This window comes from Commensalibacter communis, assembly GCF_947179015.1.
Classification (GTDB): Bacteria; Pseudomonadota; Alphaproteobacteria; order Acetobacterales; family Acetobacteraceae; genus Commensalibacter; species Commensalibacter communis.
Genome location: NZ_CAMXCM010000002.1, coordinates 163,138 through 182,750 on the forward strand (window position 1 = coordinate 163,138; position 19,613 = coordinate 182,750).

Annotated in this window: 20 protein-coding genes and 1 tRNA gene; 11 read left to right on the top strand and 10 right to left on the bottom strand. The window is 35.2% G+C overall.

Annotated features, from left to right (window positions below; genetic code table 11):
- Positions 1-58 precede the first annotated feature (58 nt).
- On the top strand, positions 59-1,246 hold the full coding sequence (gene metK, locus PQG54_RS05535) for a methionine adenosyltransferase (RefSeq protein WP_271789772.1): 1,188 nt from the start codon (positions 59-61) through the stop codon (positions 1,244-1,246).
- Positions 1,247-1,265: 19 nt separating this feature from the next.
- Complete coding sequence (gene trmB / locus PQG54_RS05540) at positions 1,266-2,012, top strand: tRNA (guanine(46)-N(7))-methyltransferase TrmB (RefSeq protein ID WP_271789771.1); 747 nt, start codon at positions 1,266-1,268, stop codon at positions 2,010-2,012.
- On the opposite strand, the gene PQG54_RS05545 is transcribed toward trmB, so the two are convergent.
- Positions 2,009-2,659: a DedA family protein gene (locus PQG54_RS05545; RefSeq protein WP_271789770.1), complete on the bottom strand. Its 651-nt coding sequence runs from the start codon at positions 2,657-2,659 to the stop codon at positions 2,009-2,011. The two genes, trmB and PQG54_RS05545, sit on opposite strands and share 4 nt — an antisense overlap.
- Positions 2,660-2,784: 125 nt before the next feature.
- The gene (locus PQG54_RS05550; protein ID WP_271789769.1) at positions 2,785-3,888 is read right to left on the bottom strand and encodes a leucine-rich repeat domain-containing protein; all 1,104 of its coding nucleotides are present in this window, start codon (positions 3,886-3,888) and stop codon (positions 2,785-2,787) included.
- A gap of 90 nt (positions 3,889-3,978) precedes the next feature.
- Between PQG54_RS05550 and PQG54_RS05555 the strand changes: the two genes are divergently transcribed.
- The 3 genes from PQG54_RS05555 to cueO all read left to right on the top strand — a co-directional run bounded on the left by PQG54_RS05555 (position 3,979) and on the right by cueO (position 7,852).
- A complete protein-coding gene (locus PQG54_RS05555) occupies positions 3,979-5,904 on the top strand; it encodes an alpha/beta hydrolase family protein (protein WP_271789768.1) in 1,926 nt (641 codons plus the stop codon).
- Positions 5,905-5,959: 55 nt separating this feature from the next.
- Positions 5,960-6,157, top strand: a complete 198-nt coding sequence (locus PQG54_RS05560) for a hypothetical protein (protein WP_271789767.1) — start codon at positions 5,960-5,962, stop codon at positions 6,155-6,157.
- A 138-nt stretch (positions 6,158-6,295) separates the two neighbouring features.
- A complete protein-coding gene (gene cueO, locus PQG54_RS05565; RefSeq protein WP_271789766.1) occupies positions 6,296-7,852 on the top strand; it encodes a multicopper oxidase CueO in 1,557 nt (518 codons plus the stop codon).
- A gap of 77 nt (positions 7,853-7,929) precedes the next feature.
- Here cueO and PQG54_RS05570 read toward each other — a convergent pair whose 3' ends face one another.
- Together PQG54_RS05570 and PQG54_RS05575 are read right to left on the bottom strand one after the other, a co-directional pair.
- Complete coding sequence (locus PQG54_RS05570) at positions 7,930-8,181, bottom strand: putative hemolysin (protein WP_271789765.1); 252 nt, start codon at positions 8,179-8,181, stop codon at positions 7,930-7,932.
- 260 nt (positions 8,182-8,441) lie between these two features.
- Positions 8,442-9,344 carry a glycosyltransferase family 2 protein gene (locus PQG54_RS05575; RefSeq protein WP_271789764.1) on the bottom strand — a complete coding sequence of 301 codons (903 nt, stop codon included), beginning with the start codon at positions 9,342-9,344 and terminating at the stop codon, positions 8,442-8,444.
- A gap of 240 nt (positions 9,345-9,584) precedes the next feature.
- On the opposite strand from PQG54_RS05575, the gene hdeA reads away from it, so the two are divergent.
- From hdeA to PQG54_RS05590, 3 genes are all read left to right on the top strand, one after another.
- The gene (gene hdeA, locus PQG54_RS05580; RefSeq protein ID WP_271789763.1) at positions 9,585-9,920 is read left to right on the top strand and encodes an acid-activated periplasmic chaperone HdeA; all 336 of its coding nucleotides are present in this window, start codon (positions 9,585-9,587) and stop codon (positions 9,918-9,920) included.
- Between the two features lie 171 nt (positions 9,921-10,091).
- Complete coding sequence (dalD, locus tag PQG54_RS05585; protein ID WP_271789762.1) at positions 10,092-11,468, top strand: D-arabinitol 4-dehydrogenase; 1,377 nt, start codon at positions 10,092-10,094, stop codon at positions 11,466-11,468.
- Between the two features lie 101 nt (positions 11,469-11,569).
- Positions 11,570-12,844 carry an MFS transporter gene (locus PQG54_RS05590; RefSeq protein WP_271789761.1) on the top strand — a complete coding sequence of 425 codons (1,275 nt, stop codon included), beginning with the start codon at positions 11,570-11,572 and terminating at the stop codon, positions 12,842-12,844.
- Here the strand turns inward: PQG54_RS05590 and PQG54_RS05595 are convergent.
- Positions 12,834-13,319 carry a hypothetical protein gene (locus tag PQG54_RS05595; protein ID WP_271789760.1) on the bottom strand — a complete coding sequence of 162 codons (486 nt, stop codon included), beginning with the start codon at positions 13,317-13,319 and terminating at the stop codon, positions 12,834-12,836. The genes PQG54_RS05590 and PQG54_RS05595 overlap by 11 nt on opposite strands.
- A gap of 167 nt (positions 13,320-13,486) precedes the next feature.
- On the opposite strand from PQG54_RS05595, the gene PQG54_RS05600 reads away from it, so the two are divergent.
- Complete coding sequence (locus PQG54_RS05600) at positions 13,487-14,272, top strand: hypothetical protein (RefSeq protein WP_271789759.1); 786 nt, start codon at positions 13,487-13,489, stop codon at positions 14,270-14,272.
- A gap of 53 nt (positions 14,273-14,325) precedes the next feature.
- On the opposite strand, the gene PQG54_RS05605 is transcribed toward PQG54_RS05600, so the two are convergent.
- Genes PQG54_RS05605 through hemE form a run of 4 tightly spaced genes read right to left on the bottom strand, consistent with a single transcriptional unit; the run spans position 14,326 to position 17,554 of the window.
- Positions 14,326-15,285, bottom strand: a complete 960-nt coding sequence (locus PQG54_RS05605; protein ID WP_271789758.1) for a threo-3-hydroxy-L-aspartate ammonia-lyase — start codon at positions 15,283-15,285, stop codon at positions 14,326-14,328.
- 9 nt (positions 15,286-15,294) lie between these two features.
- On the bottom strand, positions 15,295-15,747 hold the full coding sequence (gene hemJ / locus PQG54_RS05610; protein ID WP_271789757.1) for a protoporphyrinogen oxidase HemJ: 453 nt from the start codon (positions 15,745-15,747) through the stop codon (positions 15,295-15,297).
- A gap of 6 nt (positions 15,748-15,753) precedes the next feature.
- Complete coding sequence (locus PQG54_RS05615; RefSeq protein ID WP_271789756.1) at positions 15,754-16,479, bottom strand: HAD family hydrolase; 726 nt, start codon at positions 16,477-16,479, stop codon at positions 15,754-15,756.
- A 10-nt stretch (positions 16,480-16,489) separates the two neighbouring features.
- The gene (hemE, locus tag PQG54_RS05620; protein ID WP_271789755.1) at positions 16,490-17,554 is read right to left on the bottom strand and encodes a uroporphyrinogen decarboxylase; all 1,065 of its coding nucleotides are present in this window, start codon (positions 17,552-17,554) and stop codon (positions 16,490-16,492) included.
- 445 nt (positions 17,555-17,999) lie between these two features.
- On the opposite strand from hemE, the gene PQG54_RS05625 reads away from it, so the two are divergent.
- Together PQG54_RS05625 and PQG54_RS05630 are read left to right on the top strand one after the other, a co-directional pair.
- Positions 18,000-18,440 carry a carboxymuconolactone decarboxylase family protein gene (locus PQG54_RS05625; RefSeq protein WP_271789754.1) on the top strand — a complete coding sequence of 147 codons (441 nt, stop codon included), beginning with the start codon at positions 18,000-18,002 and terminating at the stop codon, positions 18,438-18,440.
- A 110-nt stretch (positions 18,441-18,550) separates the two neighbouring features.
- Positions 18,551-18,626, top strand: a tRNA-Ala gene (locus PQG54_RS05630).
- Between the two features lie 273 nt (positions 18,627-18,899).
- Here the strand turns inward: PQG54_RS05630 and PQG54_RS05635 are convergent.
- Positions 18,900-19,535, bottom strand: coding sequence for a hypothetical protein (locus PQG54_RS05635; protein WP_271789753.1), 636 nt, complete (start codon positions 19,533-19,535; stop codon positions 18,900-18,902).
- Positions 19,536-19,613 lie beyond the last annotated feature (78 nt).

The following is a 19,613-nucleotide window of genomic DNA, read 5'->3' on the forward strand; positions in this document are numbered from 1 at the left end:
AGGGTCTGTTATGAAATTCGTTTTTTACATTTAAATTAGATGGGATAGCAGAAAAATTATGCGAAACAATAGCGATTTTCTGTTCGCTTCTGAATCAGTATCTGAAGGACATCCAGACAAAGTTGCTGATCGTATCAGCGATGCCGTGTTGGACACATATCTTGCAGCAGATCCAGAAGCTCGCGTAGCTTGTGAAACTCTTGTCACCACAAACCAAATTATTTTGGCTGGTGAAGTTCGTGGCCCAGAAAGCATTACCAAAGAATTGCTTATTGAAAAGGCTCGTGAAACCGTTAAAGAAATCGGTTACGATCAAGAGGGCTTTTCATGGAAAAATGCCAGTGCTTTGAACCTCCTTCATGCTCAGTCTGCTCATATTGCAATGGGTGTGGATAGTGGTGAAGGCAAAGATGAAGGTGCTGGTGACCAAGGCATCATGTTTGGGTATGCTACCACAGAAACAGACAGTTTAATGCCTGCACCGATTTACTATGCGCATAAGATTTTACAAAATCTGAATGATCTTCGTAAATCCAGTGATCCAAAAGGCAAAGGCTTTCTTCCTGACGCAAAAAGCCAAGTCACTTTGAAATATGTCAATGGTAAACCTGTTGGGGCAACCTCTATTGTGTTGTCTACTCAACATGAAGAAGCCATGAAACAAAGTGATATTCGTAATACACTACATGAGCTCATCACAAATACGCTTCCAGAAGGTTGGATGTGTCCTGAAAATGAATTCTATGTTAACCCAACAGGCTTATTCATTATTGGTGGCCCAGATGGGGATTGTGGATTAACAGGACGCAAAATCATTGTTGATACTTATGGTGGGGCTGCACCGCATGGTGGTGGAGCATTCTCTGGTAAAGATCCAACGAAAGTAGATCGTTCAGCAGCTTATGCTTGTCGTTATTTAGCTAAGAATATCGTGGCCGCAGGTCTTGCAGATAGCTGTACTTTACAGATTTCTTATGCTATTGGTGTTTCTCATCCTTTATCTGTTTATGTTGATTTACATAATAGTGGTAAAGATATTAATGAAGAAAAATTGGAAAAAGTTCTCCGTGAAGTGATGGATTTGTCCCCCAAAGGAATCCGTAAACATTTACGTTTAAACCGTCCAATTTATAGAGAAACTGCAGCTTATGGTCATTTTGGTCGCACGCCTGACCTCAAGAAAGACAACTTTACTTGGGAACAAACTGACCTAGTTGATACTTTACGTAATGCGTTTAATCGTTAATTTGTAAAGACTGTTTGTTATGAATACTACAAAGAAAAGCTCCTCTGAGAAGGAGCTTCTCTTCTCATTGGAAAATGAAAAGCCCGCAACTGAACGTTTATATGGTCGCCGTCGTGGTCATCCCCTGCGCGATCGTCAACAACGTTTATATGATGATTATCTTCCTAGAATTAAATTTCCACAAACTGCTTTAAAAGAGCCTGCCTCTGCTTTTGGTCAAACACCAAAAGAGGTTTGGATGGAGGTTGGTTTTGGTGGCGGAGAGCATAGTATTGCTCGACATCAAGCCAATCCTGAGGTGGGTTATATTGCCTGTGAAGTTTTTGAAAATGGGGTTTGTTCACTTTTATCAAATCTATTAGATGAAACCGACGATGAAAAATCAGCACCTATTCCAGATATGCTACGACTTTGGAATGAAGATGCGCGTATTTTAATTCGTGAATTTCCAGATCAATCGATTGATAAACTTTTTTTAATGTTTCCTGATCCTTGGCCAAAAGCACGTCATGCGAAGCGTCGTTTTGTCCATCCTAATCGTATTCCATTATTACATCGGATTTTGCGTACTGGGGCGCATTGGCACGTTGCCAGTGATGATCCTACTTATCAAGAATGGGTATTAGAGGTCATGGGAAATCAGTATTATTTTGAGAAAATCTTGGAAACGACTGAACGTCCATCAGATTGGCCATCTACGCGATATGAACAAAAAGCATATCAAGCAGGCAGACAGCCTATTTTTTGGATCTTTAAAAGGGTCTAATTATTGATACTATGATCTAACTCAGCAGCTTCACGCTCAGCTTCTTTTTGAGCGTGTTCAATAAGTTTCTTTTCATTTTTATGAATAAACCAAATAAAAGATAGCAAAATTACACCACCAATAACGCCTAAGACAATACCAATTGTTCCTTCGAGTTGTAAAATTTGTTTACCAAGGAAATAAGTTACGTAGCTATATCCACCAGCCCATGCAATACCGCCTAAGGCATTATAAAACATAAAACCTTTCCAAGGCATTTTGTTCGCACCTGCTAATAAAGCAGTAAAAAGACGCAGCAGCACCATAAAGCGTCCGATAAAGACAACTTTACCCCCATGATGTCTAAACAAATATTGACCTAACAATAATCGTTCTGGTGTTAGCTTAATTTTGGGACCGTATTTTTTAAGAACATGATATCCAATTTTATGTCCTATTAAATAACCAAAATTATCCCCCATAATTGCACCAACAATTGCCGATAATGCGATTAAATGAATATTTAATCCACTATTGGGAGAGGCTGCATATATAGAAGCGGCAATCAGCATTGTTTCAGCAGGGAGCAAAAGCCCCATACTTTCCAACATAATCACCAGACCAACGACCAAATATCCGTAATAACTATAATCACGGATAAAATCCATAAATTGTTCTACCAGTGTTCTATACCCATCATGTGTTATAGAGTTATACAAATAATTTTCTTTACCTTATTATTTATCTTTATGAAACTAAAAACTACAAAGATAGCAGACACAAAAAGATTGTATTAAAAATCTCTGGCCCCATCAAACCATTCCATAGCAAGATCCTCTGAAATATCAAAATGACATTCCTTGACCAGTTGTTGAACGGCAAACCATGTATCTTCTCGTTCGGTGGTTTCAATATTAGATAATATATTTATTATCTTAATAAGTTTTAAAACTGCTTCTTTGACTTGCTTTTCGGCTTTCGCGTTTGATACTTCTTTCACAGCAAGTTTATAGGCTTTGGATGCTTTCTTTTCATTTTTATCTGACCAGCTAGCAAAAAAATTATTCCCCTCTCCCATAAACCATAATTTACTTTTTAGTTTACTGACTGAGAAAAAATTATTTTCTGTATCAGGTAACTTCTCTTCTTTAATTAATTGTTTCAGCTCAGCCCTAAGAAGCTTCCCTTGCTTTTCTTCCACAACATACGCGATGAACCTTCTTAATTTAGTCCAAGATGTTAAAGAAGGCATTCCTGAGAGATCAGGCATATAACGTAACCCAAGAGATTCAATCTGTGTTAATTCTTTTAACGCATGAAGATTACTTACATTGCCATTTAAATTTAATGACTTTAAATTGATAAAAGGCAATAAATATTCACAATTAAAAATTATATTTGCCCCACTGCTAATATCTATTGATTTGATTGCTTCAGGATTTACAATATGAATCGTCTCGATATTCCCAGACAGAGATAAAGAACGAATTTGATGCGCATTGCGCAACTCTATTTTATTACCTGCTGAATCTATCGATAAATTAGAAATCTGTGCATTGGCAAGATCTATCACAACATCATCATATGGACACCAGTTAAACTCTTCTATCTTTCTTTTCTTTGACCATTCTACAAAGCCAATGTCATTTCCAGCATAGTAAAAAAACCTTGGAAAATTACCATAGGGATATTCTTCAGGCTGATCTTCTGCCGCTGGGGTAAATAAATCATTAAAAGCATCCCAGTTTACCAGAACATCTTCTTCTAATAAAATATCATAGTTTCCTTTTGATATTCCTTTGATGCCAATTGAGCAGCTTCCTTGACCAGACACAGGTCTAAACTGAACCATTTTACCTGACGTCAATTTCAGATTAAACTCTCTAAAAGATGACATCTTATAAAACTCCCAGATAAACGCTTACAAATTGTTTTTATGATATAGTATAATTCCGATGGTAACAGATAATTTGTAAAGGTTATATTGATGACGGATTTAAAAACACCACAATTATGCGGCAGCTGGGTATCTTCCTTTACACCCCAAATCGTTAATGGAAAAAATGTTATTTTTTCCGAACTAACAACAGACCATGATGATATTTATTGGTTAGAACGACGTCCAGAAGAGCAAGGCAGAACCGTTTTAGTTAAACAAAATCCAACAACAACCAATATAAGAGATATGATACCTCACCCCTTTTCTGTGGGAACGCATGTCCATGAATATGGAGGTGGAGCCTATCACGTCCATCACCAACAAATTGTCTTTAGTGATAAAAAAACAGGGTCTGTCTGGTTTATCGATAAAGAACAAGAACCTCTTCTCATCTTCCAAGATAATAATTATCGTTTTGCTGATTTTCGAATAACGGGTCAATTTGTCATCTGTGTTGCTGAACATCATACGCAAAATAATGTAGAAAATTATATTGTTGCTTTATCCTTATCCAACCCACAACAATTAACCATTTTAGTCAAAGGATCTGATTTTTACAGTTTCCCTCGTTTATCCCCAGATCAAAATCAGTTAGCATGGATTGAATGGGATCATCCCAATATGCCTTGGGAAGCAACGCGTTTATGTATCGCAGAAATTAATCAAACGCTTTCTTTAAATCATACCAAGATCATCGCAGGAACAGAAACCCAAGAATCATTAATTCAGCCTGAGTGGACATCAGATCATACCCTTGTTGTCTGTAGTGATCGCAGTGGTTATTGGAATCTCTATCAAGTAAGCATCAATGATTCAAAAATTTGTACTATTGCCCCAATGGATGCCGAGATCGGATTGCCCGCATGGGTGTTTGGGCAACAGAGTTGGTATCCAATTCAACAAAACGAATTTATTGCTCAGGCAATAACAAATGGGAATGCAGAAACAATTTTAATTCGCGATGGGCAACCATCAAAAATTGATCTTAACCATCCAGAAGCATGCCCTGTGCCTTTAAAAGAAAAAAATAGTTTTGCATGGATTAATCATTCATCCTATCATCCTGCTCAAATCATGATGCAAGATGCTAATGGGAAACACCATGTTTTACGGTCTTCTAGCACTGTTCAGCTAAGCCCAGAAGATATTTCCCACGGACAATTGATGACTTTCCCAACGCAAGATCATCAAGAGGCACATGCGTTCTTTTATCCACCGACCAACAAAAACTTTTGTCCGAATAAAGACGAATTACCCCCTTTATTAGTTCTGGCTCACGGTGGGCCAACAGGGCAAACAACCAATGGTTTCTCCCCACGTATTCAATTTTGGACAAGCCGAGGATTTGCTGTTGTTGATGTAAATTATCGAGGCTCTACGGGTTTTGGAAAAAACTATCGTGAAGCCTTACAAAAACAATGGGGTATTCTTGATGTTCAAGATTGCATTGATGCGTGCCAATATCTTATTCATCAAGGTAAAGTTGACCCTAAACGGATCGTCATTCGGGGCAGCAGTGCGGGTGGATTTACAGTTCTCACAGCTTTGATCCAATCCCCATTATTTGCAGCAGGATCGTGCTTGTATGGCGTGGGAGATTTAACGGCTTTAGCAGAGGAAACACATAAATTCGAAGCACGTTATTTAGATGGGTTAATCGGTGAGTATCCCAAAGAAAAACATATTTATCATGATCGCTCCCCTTTAACCCACATTCACAAGATTCAATCTCCTTTGATCGTCTTTCAAGGATTAAAAGATCAAGTTGTCCCACCGTCTCAAGCAGAAGCAATTATTCAAGCATTAAAAGAAAATCACATTCCCTATGCCTATTATTCTTTTCCAGAAGAAGGACATGGTTTTAGACAAGAAGCAACATTAACCAAAATATTGGAAATGGAGCTATCTTTTTTTGGAAAAATTCTAGGGTTTATCCCCGCGAACCAAAGTGAAGAAGTCATTATCCATCATTAATTTTTTAACCAATCAAAAGAGTAATATGAAAAACAATCATTGGAATTATCGTGTTATGAAAAGTTCTGTTAATGGATTGGGTATCTATGAGGTCTATTACAATGAAGATGGAAGCATACAAGGTTTCAGTCATAATATTGTTTCACCCAGAGGTGACTCTTTAAAAGAATTAAATGACGATCTATTACTCTATGTAAAAGCTTTAGAAAAACCTATTTTAGATTACGATCAACTAACAAAGCAATTTCAATGATTACTGTATGTGGTTGACTTTTTGGAACTGAAAAAGTGATTAACAATTCAATCTCATATTCGCCATAAATATAATGAATTATTTGGCAAATAAACTTTGAGAACCATAATCCAAATGCTTACGAAAAAGATTTAAACTATGCAACGTCGTGACTTTTTAAAACTAACATCTCTCTTTGGTATGGCAGGAACAGGGATATTCCCTTATCAAGCTGCTCTAGCAACACAGGAAAGAACAGCATTACCAATCCCACCACTTTTATATCCAGATACTCAAGGAAATATCAATCTAACTTTGCAAGAAGGAAATACTCATTTTATTCATGGCAAACAAACCAAAACTTGGGGAATGAATCAAGCCTTTTTTGGCCCTGCTCTGGTGTTAGATGTTGGTAAAAAAACCTCAATAGCCATTCATAATCAACTTCCCGACCCTACGACGTTACATTGGCATGGATTAATTATCCCTGGTGCGTCTGATGGTGGCCCACAAGATCTGATCCCACCTAAAACAAGCCAAACCGTTGAACTTACGCTTCAACAACCTGCATCTACTTGCTGGGTTCACCCTCATACCCATGGACAGACAGGAAAACAAGTTACGATGGGATTGGCTGGATTGGTGCTTATTCAAGATGAGCAAAGTAAAAATCTACCCATCCCTAAGCAATGGGGAAAAGACGATATTCCTGTTATTTTACAAGATCGACAGTTTAATGCTTTGGGGCAATTTGAATATAAACTAGACATTATGAGTGCTGCGCTTGGATGGTTTGGTAATCATATGCTGACTAATGGTGCAAGCTATCCTTGTCAAATTGTTCCACGAGGGTGGGTCAGATTACGTTTTCTGAATGGATGTAATGCACGCACCCTGAACCTTGCGACTAGTGACGGCAGACCTTTTTATGTGATTGCCAGTGATGGTGGTTTCTTACAAGAGCCTATTAAGGTAACTGAGCTACCCATTTGGATGGGTGAACGATTTGAAGTCATGGTCAATACTTCTGATGGGAAACCATTTGATATTATTACACAGCCCGTTTCACAAATGGGAATGAATCTGCCCCCGTTTAATAAAAACGTCTCTGTTTTAACCCTTCGACCATCATCAGAAACAAATCAAGCATCACTTCCAGATCATTTGGTCGATGTACCCGCTCTGCCTAAACTTTCTGATCTCTATCAACGCAAGCTACATCTTTCGATGAATCCTCAATTAGATCAAATGGGAATGCAAGCATTTCAAGATCAATACCCTCAACACTCAATGTCAAACATGAGTATGCATCATGGGCATGATATGAAAATGGATCATATGGCTCATCATTCTGATCATACCTTTAATTTCCACAATGGGAATATGATTAATGGTAAAGCCTATGACATGAATCGTCCACTATTTAATGTAAAGCAAGGACAATACGAAAAATGGATTATTTCTGGCAAAGGCGACATGATGGTACATCCATTTCATATTCATGGGACACAATTCCGTATCTTATCAGAAAATAATGCGCCCCCTGCCCCTCATAGAGCTGGATGGAAGGATATTGTGCATGTCGAGGGAAAAATCAGCGAAGTCTTAGTTCGTTTTGATCATTTAGCCAGTCAAAAAAGAGCTTATATGGCACACTGCCATTTATTAGAACATGAAGACACAGGAATGATGTGCGGTTTTACCGTCAGTACTTAATTTTAATACTATAAATAAAATAGGCGAGCAGCACTAAAATGATGTTTGACAATCAAAATCGATCCAAGCAATTACTTTTATTGAGACACATGATCTCTACGAAATAATGCCCATTCCTCGATTTGTTCCCCACTCGGTAATGCACAAATCGCATACTCCCCTTGTGGGGTGGAAACAGACCTCAATTTTCCGTTTAATTTTATACAATATACTGAAGCAGGATTAGGCATACCTATTATTTGATCTTTTGTTTTTTCTTCTGGATGTTGACATGCTGTTAACATAAATAAACCTACTCCTAGATAAATCCAAAATCGAAGTTTCATCATATCTGTATACCTAATTTAATATTTGCTATTTGAATATTATAAAAAAATATAAAGTCATTTTATAAATGCTAAAAAATAGATCTGACTTCTATATTATTATGAGATATTTCCCCTAGCATAAAATAGTGCATATTTATTACTACATCCATTCTACAAATAATGATTTAACCTCTTACAATACAATCACCAAATCAATTTTTTGGCTCTTTTTACTGCTGCTAAATTATATTGTAGAATGTATTCTCTACTATAATTTACTGTTACTCTGGTTTACGTTTCCTATTTTCATGACGACCATGAAATAAATAATGAGTCACAGGATCCATGTTAGAAGCTCTTACGTCTGAGTATGTGTTCAAATAAAAATCTCTATCGAAATCTTTTAATATTTCCCATTCTGGAATAGTGATTTTTTGTCCTATTCCTTCGAACTCAGATAAAAATTCTTGTCGCTGTTGTTCATTAAACCAAGGAAAACGATATAAAGGCTCATTACCCAATTCATTTAGTAAATGCTCATTTTTTTTTGCCTCTTCCAAACTCCCACTAGACGGAAGATAATTCATCTCTAATCCACTATTCATAATAGCGTAAAGCATCGTTTGATCTTCACGGATAATTCCCCCAAACCCTGCTTTAACAAATCGATTAGTATATTCTGTATGTTCGTGACCATAACGACCAAAACGATTATCCATATATCCTACAAATTGCAACGCCTCTCTACTTATTGCTAAAGCAGCGCCTTGCACTAGGCCACATAATCCAGGATTATGTGCTGTACATCGACCAAATACAATCGGTGCATTTACGAAATCAGAAATATAATTCACATGACCATGAAGCAATGCGCCTTGACGCCATTCAACATCCCACCCATACATACAAGGCAAGATATCATCATCAAGCAATAAAAAGGCATCACAAGATGTATAATTTGCAAGATAATATATTCCTCTGTTTTTATTCCAAGCAACGCCTTTATTTTCAGAAGAGATATACGAGACTTCTTCTTTTTCCAAAAGCTCAATCGTATTATCTGATGATCCATCATCACAAACGATCAATTCATAATTTCCTAAACAAAACTTACGAATAAGACCAATTTGTTTTAATAAATGCTCAGCTCTATTATATGTTGTTATTGCAATTCCAAGTTTCATTTTTAATGCTTCAAAATTATTATTGTTGAAATTAAATTTATCTTACCCCTAAAACAAAAATAGTCTCATTATTTTTAAAGTAAAAATTAACTTATTATTAATAATTAATTAATAAAATTAAGTAAAAATTATTTTTATTCATCTTTTATTTTCAGAAATGATTACCATTATTAATTCAGACTAAGGTATAAATAAATTCCGCTCTCTAATTACCATAATTTTTTAAATTAGGATAATATCATGAAAAAATCATTAATGCTTTTAGCAACATGCGCTTTCTCTATTTCCACAATAGCAGCTGCTCACGCAGCAGACAAGCAACAACCATCACAAATAAAACAAGTTAAGCCTGTTGGGCAATTAACGTGTAAAGACTTCTTGATGCTCGATGAAAGTTTTAGACCAACTGCAGTTGCTTTTGCCGAAGGTGTAACCAAAAAAGATAAAATTGTTGATCCGACATTAGATGTACAAGGAATTGCACAAGTTGTTCCTGTTTTAGTTCAAGAGTGCGAAAAAACACCACAAGACAACTTTATAAGCAAAGTGAAAACACATCTTACCAATAAAAAATAGTCTTTTAAGATTAGCCTTACAATTCCGTATTTTATATAACCTGATTATAATGTAATCAGGTTATTTTTTCGATCAGTCACAAAATTGTGATTAAATAAAAAAAGTTACTTGATATCACGAAAATGTCATATAGTAAGCTATTGGTTTTTATTTTACTAAAGAGTTTATAACATGACAAATATATGGATGCACATTGGTGCTGGATCATTTCATCGCGCTCATCAAGCTTGGTATTTACACCGTTTATTAAAAGAAGTTACTGCTGATCAATGGAAAATTGCCATTGGTGGCATTCGTGATGACGTTGTGCCTCTGTTAACTGCTCTTGCTCAACAAGATAATGAGTATATTTTAGAAACCGTTACCCCTCAAGGTGTTCGTAGTTACGAAAAAATCACTTCGATTGCCAAAGTTCTGCATTGGGATGAAAAAATGACCAATCTTATTGAACAAGGGGCAAAAACAGAAACAAAGATTATCGGATTTACAGTAACCGAAGGGGGGTATTATCTTGATACCAGCCACAATTTAGATCCAAATAGCCCCGATATTCAAAACGAATTAAAAGGAAAAATCTGCACGATTTATGGTGCATTACGTGCAATTTTAAAAGAACGTATTAAACAAAATGGTAATCCTGTTACCTTATTAAGCTGTGACAATTTACGTCATAACGGGGATCGTTTCCGTCACGGGTTCCTTCAATTCCTCGAACTTTGTAAAGATCAAGAGTTGGCGGAATGGGTAAAGAAAAACACAACTTCTCCTAATGATATGGTGGATCGCATTGTTCCTCGTCCTGCTGCAGATTTAGCCCCGCGCGTTAAAAAAGAAACAGGCGTTGATGACAAAGCCCCAGTGATGGGCGAAGCATTCATCCAATGGGTTATTGAAGACAATTTTATCGATGGTCGCCCTGCTCTTGAAAAAGTTGGTGCAGAAATGGTCAAAGATGTTCAACCTTATGAAGAAGCCAAAATTCGTATTTTAAATGCCAGCCACAGCTGTATTGCTTGGGCAGGTACATTGGTTGGCTTATCTTATATTCACGAAGGCACCCAAACCCCTGAAATTAAGCAGCTGGCATGGAATTATGTCACTGAAGATGTTATTCCTTGTTTAACCCCATGCCCATTGGATCTAGAAGACTATAGAGATGTTGTTTTAGATCGCTTCAGCAACCCTAATATTCAAGATACTAACCAACGCGTTGCAGCAGATGGATTATCCAAACTTCCAGGCTTCATTACCCCAACCCTGGTTGAATGTTATGAACGTGGTGTTGAACCAAAAGCAACCGCGGTACTTCCTGCTTTATTCTATGTGTTCCTAGAAGAATGGCATAAAGGAACCATCCCATACGAATATCAAGATGGCATTTTGGATGCAAAAGCAATGCATGCAATGCTTGATGGCGCAGATCCAATTGCTCAATTTACCAGTGACAAAGCATTATTTGGCAGCCTTGCTGGAAAAGCCGAATTTGTTTCTTTGATGCGTAAAACAGTTGAAGAAATCAGAAATTGGAAAAACAACTTTAAAAAGTAAGCTTTCATAATGCTCGAAAGGCAACACTAAAGCTTGTGTTGCCTTTTTTTTGGGTCTTTTGATCGTATATTATCAACATTTGTAACTTGTAAGAGCATCTTATGAATTCTCAAAAACTCTTATTCGGCTTTATGCCTTTACCCTTAATTTGGGGTTATATTGCTATCGCTATTTTCATGGCTGGCGATGGCTTTGAAATGGCTTTCTTATCCAAATATATTACCAATATGGGCTTTTCCCAAGAACAAGCAACCTTTGTCTTTACTGTTTACGCCTTTGTTGCTGCGATCGCTGCGTGGAGCTCTGGGGTAATTGCAGAAGTCATCACGCCACAAAAAGCAATGTTAGCAGGCTTTGCCATTTGGGTTGTTTTCCATGTGTTATTCATGACTTTGGGAATAGGCATGCATAATTATCCATTAATGGTTATTTTTTACGGACTACGTGGGTTTGGGTATCCTCTCTTTATCTACTCCTTCATTATTTTGTTAATTCATAACCTGCCTCAAAATAAAATTTCTACTGCAATGGGATGGTTTTGGGCTGCTTACTCTGTGGGCTTAGGCACTATTGGCGGACTATTACCTGGATATACTAATTCCAAAATTGGCGAACATGGTACTTTGTGGTTAGCATTAATTTGGGTCGCAGTTGGTGGATTACTTGCTTTATTTGCACTTAGAAAAGTTAAAATTTCTGAAGAAAAAGCCAATTTATCTAGTTCTGAAAAAATTCATGAGCTTACGCGTGCCATAACAATTTTATTTACCAATAAATATATTTTTATGTCTGCCTTAATCCGTATCATTAATACTATTCCTTTGTTTGGTGTAGCAATCATTATGCCTTGGTTCCTAGAAGGAGACCCAAAACATAATCTTGCTGGACTAGGATTTAAAAACGAAGAATGGCAACAAATTTGGGCTCTATTCTTAACTATTACGATCTTTACCAATGTATTATGGGGAATTATGGGCGATCATATTGGTTGGTTAAGACAAGTACGCTGGATTGGATGTGTTTGCGGTGTATTTTCCTGCCTAGCATTCTATTACGTCCCCCTTTATTTTGGTCATAATTATTATGCCGCCATGATCCCCGCGGTTATGTTAGGAATTACTGTTGCTGCCTTTGTTCCAATGACCGCGGTCTTTACAGCGCTTGAACCAAATCACCAAGGGGCGGCTGTATCGATTTATAACCTCTCTGCTTCTCTTAGCCAAAGCGTTGCTGCCATTATTGCTGGTGCAGTAATTGGAATTTGGGGTATTTCTGGTGTTTTATGGACATATGCAGGCCTATATGTCTTTGCTGCGATTTTAACCTATTTCATTAAAGTCGATCAGCCTAAAATGGTAAAAACTGTTAGAAATTAGTAAAAAAAGCCTCCTTTACTGGAGGTTTTTTTATAATTAATTCATAGACCCATAACAAACGCTCACAACGTATGTCTTCACAACCAAAATATTTTTGTTCCTTACCTCTATACCAAGTAGCTGTTGCGCCACCATTAATATAAAAATCCCACTTTTCTCCATTATATATTAATTTTCCAGTAATATCACACTGGGTCTGAGAATAATGATGATAAGGGCTCATTGAATAATTAATATTTAACCTAAAAAAGCGAATAATTTGTGCTTTAGTTAATTTCCATTTTTTACATGCTTTTTCCTCACCTTTATCAGAAAAATCTTTTGTATCCATCCGAACAGGATTAATAGTAAGAATCTTTATTTGATCTGATGCAGGTAGCTTTCTTTCAAAATATACCTCATCAGATTTTGCCTTAGCATTCAATACACCCGACAGTAATGATGAAACAATTAAAATTGATTGAAATTTTTTCATTTATTACACTATTCATAATTATAAACATTTTGATATCAAAAAAATTGTCTTACCATTAAACATAGTCCTTAAATAAAATAATTATTTCAGTCATTCGTTATAAAATCTCTTGTCTTTTTAATTTTTTCCACGATAAACAAGAAGTAATGATATCAAGGAGACTATTCATGAATAAATGTGCGTTATATTTAGCTTCAATAATAACAATGTCCTGTATTTCTTTTGCCCAAGCAAAAGAGAACGATCCTCTTTTTATTAAACAAGATAAATATGACTCTTGGCTTTTATCAGAATATTATAATTCCGTATCTTTGAACACCGTAGCCCAATCATCACCAATTACAGTAGAAATCAAACCTTATGGATATTCGATTTCTATTAATGTTGCTTTGGATCCAAAAGAAAAAGACTTTCCTGCCACAATAGAATTCGATGTCGGTGATTTTACAACAGAATTAAAAAGAGTAGATCAAACCAATACATATAGTGCAACCTTAGACCCCATGCCCAGCTTAACAGTCATTAATAGTTTAAAAGAAAATAAAAATATTATTCTTTATTTGAATAATGATAAAACCGTTAATATTTCTTTAAATGGTATGAATAAAGCACTGGATACAATGGAAAATTTTGCAAAAGATCATTATATTCCATTGCCTCCACCATTCTCTTCAAAAATAGACGTGTATTCAACAATGTCTATTCCAAATATTATTCCTTTTGATTTATATCCTGTTTTCCGTCAACAAAGCTATTTCAATGATATTTGTAAAGAAAAAGATGACAAGAAGAACAAAGATCAAAATAAGCAAGATGCTTGTAAAAAAGATGAAATATTAACTAATATTTTAAAAGAAAAAGGGTTTTGTTCAAAAGAAAATATTCAACTTCCACAAAGCTTTATGCAAAACTCCAAAATATCCTATGAATGGATGGAATGTTCTAAAAAATAGAATATTTTAAGAGTGTAAAAAGTATTTTACACTCTTTTTATTAAGACCTTAGACTAACCAACCCACTTGGCAAACTGTTTTAAGTCTACGTTCCCACCGCTAAGGATAACTCCAATTTTTTTACCTTCAATTGGGACGTTGTTCTTCATTGCTGCGGCAGCCGCTAAACATCCAGTAGGTTCAACAATCATTTTCATACGTTCAGCAAAAAATGGCATCATTGACACTAATTCTTGATCTGAAACAGTCAGAATATCATCAACCAAGTTCTGAATAATTGGAAAAGTATGTTGTCCTAAATGAGTTGTTGCAGCACCATCAGCAATGGTTTTTGGCGCTGTGATGTGAATAATCTCGCCTTTACGTAAAGATTGTTGTCCATCATTTCCTGCTTCTGGCTCAACACCAAAAACTTTGATATTAGGTAATAAATATTTAGCGGCCAATAGAGACCCAGATAATAATCCACCACCACCCAAAGGCACAAACAAATAATCCAAAGCACCCACTTCTTCTATCAATTCTTTAGCTGCTGTTCCTTGCCCTGCGATAACATCAGGATGATCGTAAGGTGGTATTAATGTTAATCCATGTTCTTTGGATAATTGTTGTGCAATGATTTCTCGATCTTCAGTATAACGATCATATAAATAAATCTCTGCACCATATCCTTTGGTCGCTGCCATTTTGATTTCTGGCGCATCTTTAGGCATGATAATCAATGCTCTACTATTATGTAGTTTACTGGCGTAGGCAATGGCTTGAGCATGATTGCCAGAAGAATAGGTAATTACCCCTGCCCGACGTTGTTCTGCTGTTAAACAGGCAATTGCATTAAAAGCTCCTCTAAATTTGAAAGCTCCAACATGCTGATAATTTTCACATTTGAAATAAAATTGCGCTTTTGTTAATTCATTTGCAGTTCTTGATGTAAAAACAGGCGTTTTAATTGCTTTATCTTTTAATCGAACAGCCGCAGCTTCAACATCTTTGTAAGTTACTGAATAATTCACTGTAGCCCCTTAAAAAGGTTTAACGACAACCATAATCACGATAATAATCATTAAAATTGTTGGGATCTCGTTCATATAGCGATAAAATTTCTCAGAATGTTTATTTTGATCTTTGAAAAACTGTTTACGCCAACGTGAACAAGCACCGTGAAAGCCCAGTAAAAGCAATACAGAAATAAATTTAACAGGCCACCAAATAGAATGAAAATCAACTATTCCTGGTATACATACTAATAGAATACCAAAAAGAAGCGTAAATATCATTGCTGGATTAATGATGACACGCTGTAACTTATGCTCCATCGTTTTGAATCGTTCGCTTTCTTCTGAACCAACTTTGGCTTGACAATGATAAACAAATAATCTGGGCAGATAAAATTGCCCAGCCATCCATGCAATCATTGCAATAATATGAAACGCTTTTAACCATAAATAATAAGGAACAATTACAGCAAACATCATAAACCTTTATTTCTTTTGACTTTGAACAACTTCTTTAATGAACTCAGACGCTTCATTTAATGTTTCAACACGAATTAACCCACGATAATCTGGGGCTGGTTTCTTTAAATCTCTAAGTAAAATACAAACCATTCCAGCATCGTAAGCTGCCTTTAATCCTGTATCAGAATCCTCAACAACAATACAATCTTCTGGATTTACTTTTTCTTGCTCTGCAGCGTATAAATATAAATCGGGAAAAGGTTTAGGGCGTTCCACATCACAACCAGAATGAGTACGGTGATCTTCGAACCAATGTGTTAATTTAGATGTTTTGAATTTAATAACCATCTCTTCTTGTGAAGAATTAGAACCAATTCGATATGGAATGTCAAAATCTTTCAAAGTTTGTAGAATGGTTTCAACACCATCCATAGGATGAATATCATTATACATTGCTTCTACAATTTGATTATGTGCATGTTGCCGCCAATGTAGAGGTAAAGGCGTTGTTACATGTTTTTCAATTTCTTTTTCTATATCGACTAATTGAACACCACTAAATAATTCTCTTGCTTCTGGACCGGTGATATTCCAACCATATTTTCTGGCTTCTTTACCTAGAACTTCACCAACAACATGTTCACTTTCAACTAAAACGCCATCACAATCAAAAATAACAAGCTTTAACTTTCCATCCTTATGAACAGCTTTCGGGGCTTGTAAAATAGCTTTTTTGATATCTTCTCTCATTTTTAATCCTTTATTTCAAATTACGAACTGTGTTTACCAATTCATAAACATGCTCAACAGGTGTAGTTGGAAGAACGCCATGTCCAAGATTAAGGATATGAGGTCTGTTTTTTAATTCAACACATAAATTATGAATTTCTTGTTTCAAAATATTTTGATTATGCAATAAACACAAAGGATCGATATTCCCTTGAAAACCAATTTTCTGATCAATTGTTTTATTTAATACAGAAATATCTGCTGTTTGATCAATACCAATTGTTTGTAAACCTGTTCCATCAATATAAGATTGTAGTTTTGTTCCTGCCAATCTTGGAAAGCCAATAATAGGTATATGAGGATATTTACTTTTAACAATATTAACAATTTGACGCGTGGGTTGTACAACATACTGATCAAATAAAGTTACAGAAAGTAATCCGCCCCAACTATCAAACAATTTAACAGCTTCAGCACCAGCTTCAATTTGTCTACATAAATAATCAGCGGTTGTTTGCGTAAGCAAATCAATAATTTTTCCAAATAAAGACGGATTTTCGTACATCATTTTAAATACAGTTGAAAAATCTTTAGAACTTCCCCCTTCAACCATATAACATGCTACTGTAAAAGGTGATCCTGTGAATCCAATCAGCGTTACTGATTGTGCTGCTGCTGTTCCAATAGTGTCTGGACTATTTACAATTTTATTTAATCGTCGAATAGCCTCTAAAACAGGTTCTGTTTTTTCAATAGCATGTTGAGCATTTAACTTGTGGAAATCTTGCTCGGATTGAATAGGAGGTAAAACAGGACCTTTTCCTTCAACGAATTTTAAATCTTGTCCCAAAGCCCAAGGTAAAATTAAAATATCTGAAAATAAAATAGCAGCATCAAAAGCAAAACGTCGAATAGGTTGTAATGTAATTTCTACGGCAATATCAGGGGTTAAACATCGTGTAAGAAAGTCAGCTTGTTGTCGTAACAATCTAAATTCTGGTAAATATCTTCCTGCTTGTCGCATTAACCAAACCGGTGGAGGCCAAACAGATTGGCCATTTAAGACTGTTAATAATTTTTTGTTTGTTGACAACATTAAAAAAAACTTTCTGTTAATTTCTTTCTATTTTCAGAGTGTATCAAAAGTTTTCCATTTTTACATTCCCTTTAAAATAAAAAGAAAATTTAAAATTTATAGTGTTTGTTTATTGTTCCCTGTTAGTACTGTGGTACCCAGCTTTCAAAAAATGTACCCCATTTTTATCACAGAGTGTACAGTTTTTAATCAATTGTTTTTATTGGGTAAAATAGAGTTATCCAGATATTATCACCCTACCCCTGTGTACAACTCACTGAATTTAAAAAAGAGAGTACAATCCCCAGTACTAGGTACCCTTATGATTATAGGGTCGTACAATCCCCATGTACCTCAGTGTACCACAGGGTAAAAACAAGTTATACTTTTGAATAAAAATGCAAGAATCGATTTTATGATTTAAAATGAAAAGCCAGACTGAATCTTAAAATCAAAGGATGAAAAGATGAATATTAAAAGAATTAACTATTACAAAGCAGCCCCTCAGATGATGAAAGCAATGATGGATCTTGAAAATGCAACACATGAATCTGTTTTGCCTATTTTATTGAGAGAGTTGGTTAAGATAAGAGCGTCACAGCTAAATCATTGTGCATTTTGTTTAAATATGCATACCAAAGATGCTTTAAAAGCAGGTGAAGATATTCATCGATTAATGGCTATCAGTGTATGGAAAGAAAGCCGTTTATTTACCGATCGTGAACGTGCTGCATTATTATGGACGGAAACATTAACCTTATTATCAGAAAAAGAAGCATCAGATGAAATTTATCAGCAAGTTTCTACGCACTTTAATGACCAAGAATTAGCAGAATTAAGCGTAGTCATTGCAGTCATTAATGCTTGGAACAGGTTTGGCGTTGGTTTTGCGATGCAGCCTGAATAATGGATAATGTTTAAAATCTTATTTGGATTAAATTTCAGATAAGATTTTAAAATTGCATCACGATTAATAGTTGATTTTTTAAGTCGAACTGTTTATATGTTAATCTTATTGGGGTCATAGCTCAGTTGGGAGAGCGTCTGGATGGCATTCAGAAGGCCAGGGGTTCGATTCCCCTTGACTCCACCAAATAAACTGAAATAAATGTTTATTTATTTAAAAAGAAAAATTATTTTTTATTTTCTTCATCTAAATCCTTAATAACATCTTGTAGAGTATAAGTAGATTTTTTTTCCGATTAGGAATTCTTTTTCTCTGTCTGCAAATATTTTTTGTAATTCTCCAGGATAAAGTTCTTTTAATTTTTTTCTTGTTTCTGTCAGAGATAATATTTCTAAAACACGAGTATTTTTAATAAAACTAGTTAAATGTTCTTCTTTATATTTTTTATAAGGATACCATTTACTTATTACATCTTTGATTAATATTTTCCAAAATATTTCGCAAAAATATATTTTCATACAGTTTAACAAGATTGTTTTCTATATCTTGATTATTTATTTTTTCCTCTGGGCCAAAAGCCGCATAGACTGAGCAAGCTATAGGTAGGCCTTTTTCTTCTGTTTTTATTATTTCTTTTAAATTGGATATATGTGACGTTGCGTAACATGTGTTGCTTAGTAAAACAGTATTATTTTCAGAAGCTATATTGATTTTTAGAATTTTTTCATAAAATATTTCTGCTGCAACAATCTCACCATTTGCCATTTGAATAGCTTCTTTTGATCCATGGGCTTCTATATGAATAAAAGGGAGAACTGTTTGCATTATATTGTTAGCTCTTATAGCCTGATGTAATCTATATAAATTAACTTCTTCAAAAATTTTATCGAGTGCATTTAAAAATTTTGCGGCTGAATCACAATCAATACGTTCATAGCGGTCTTTATAAATTTTTTTATTGAGAATAATTGCGTTTATATCTTCATAACAGCGATTAAATACGCCAACATCCTCATCAGGCAAACAATTTATAAAGAAAATTTTAGTAATAATAAGATCATCTGATTTTAGAGGATACTGAAGAGTTGTTTGCATGATAATTATTGCTTTTATTTTATAAGTATATTTGAAATAAATTTATTGAACTTACAAAATATTATATATTAAAGATTA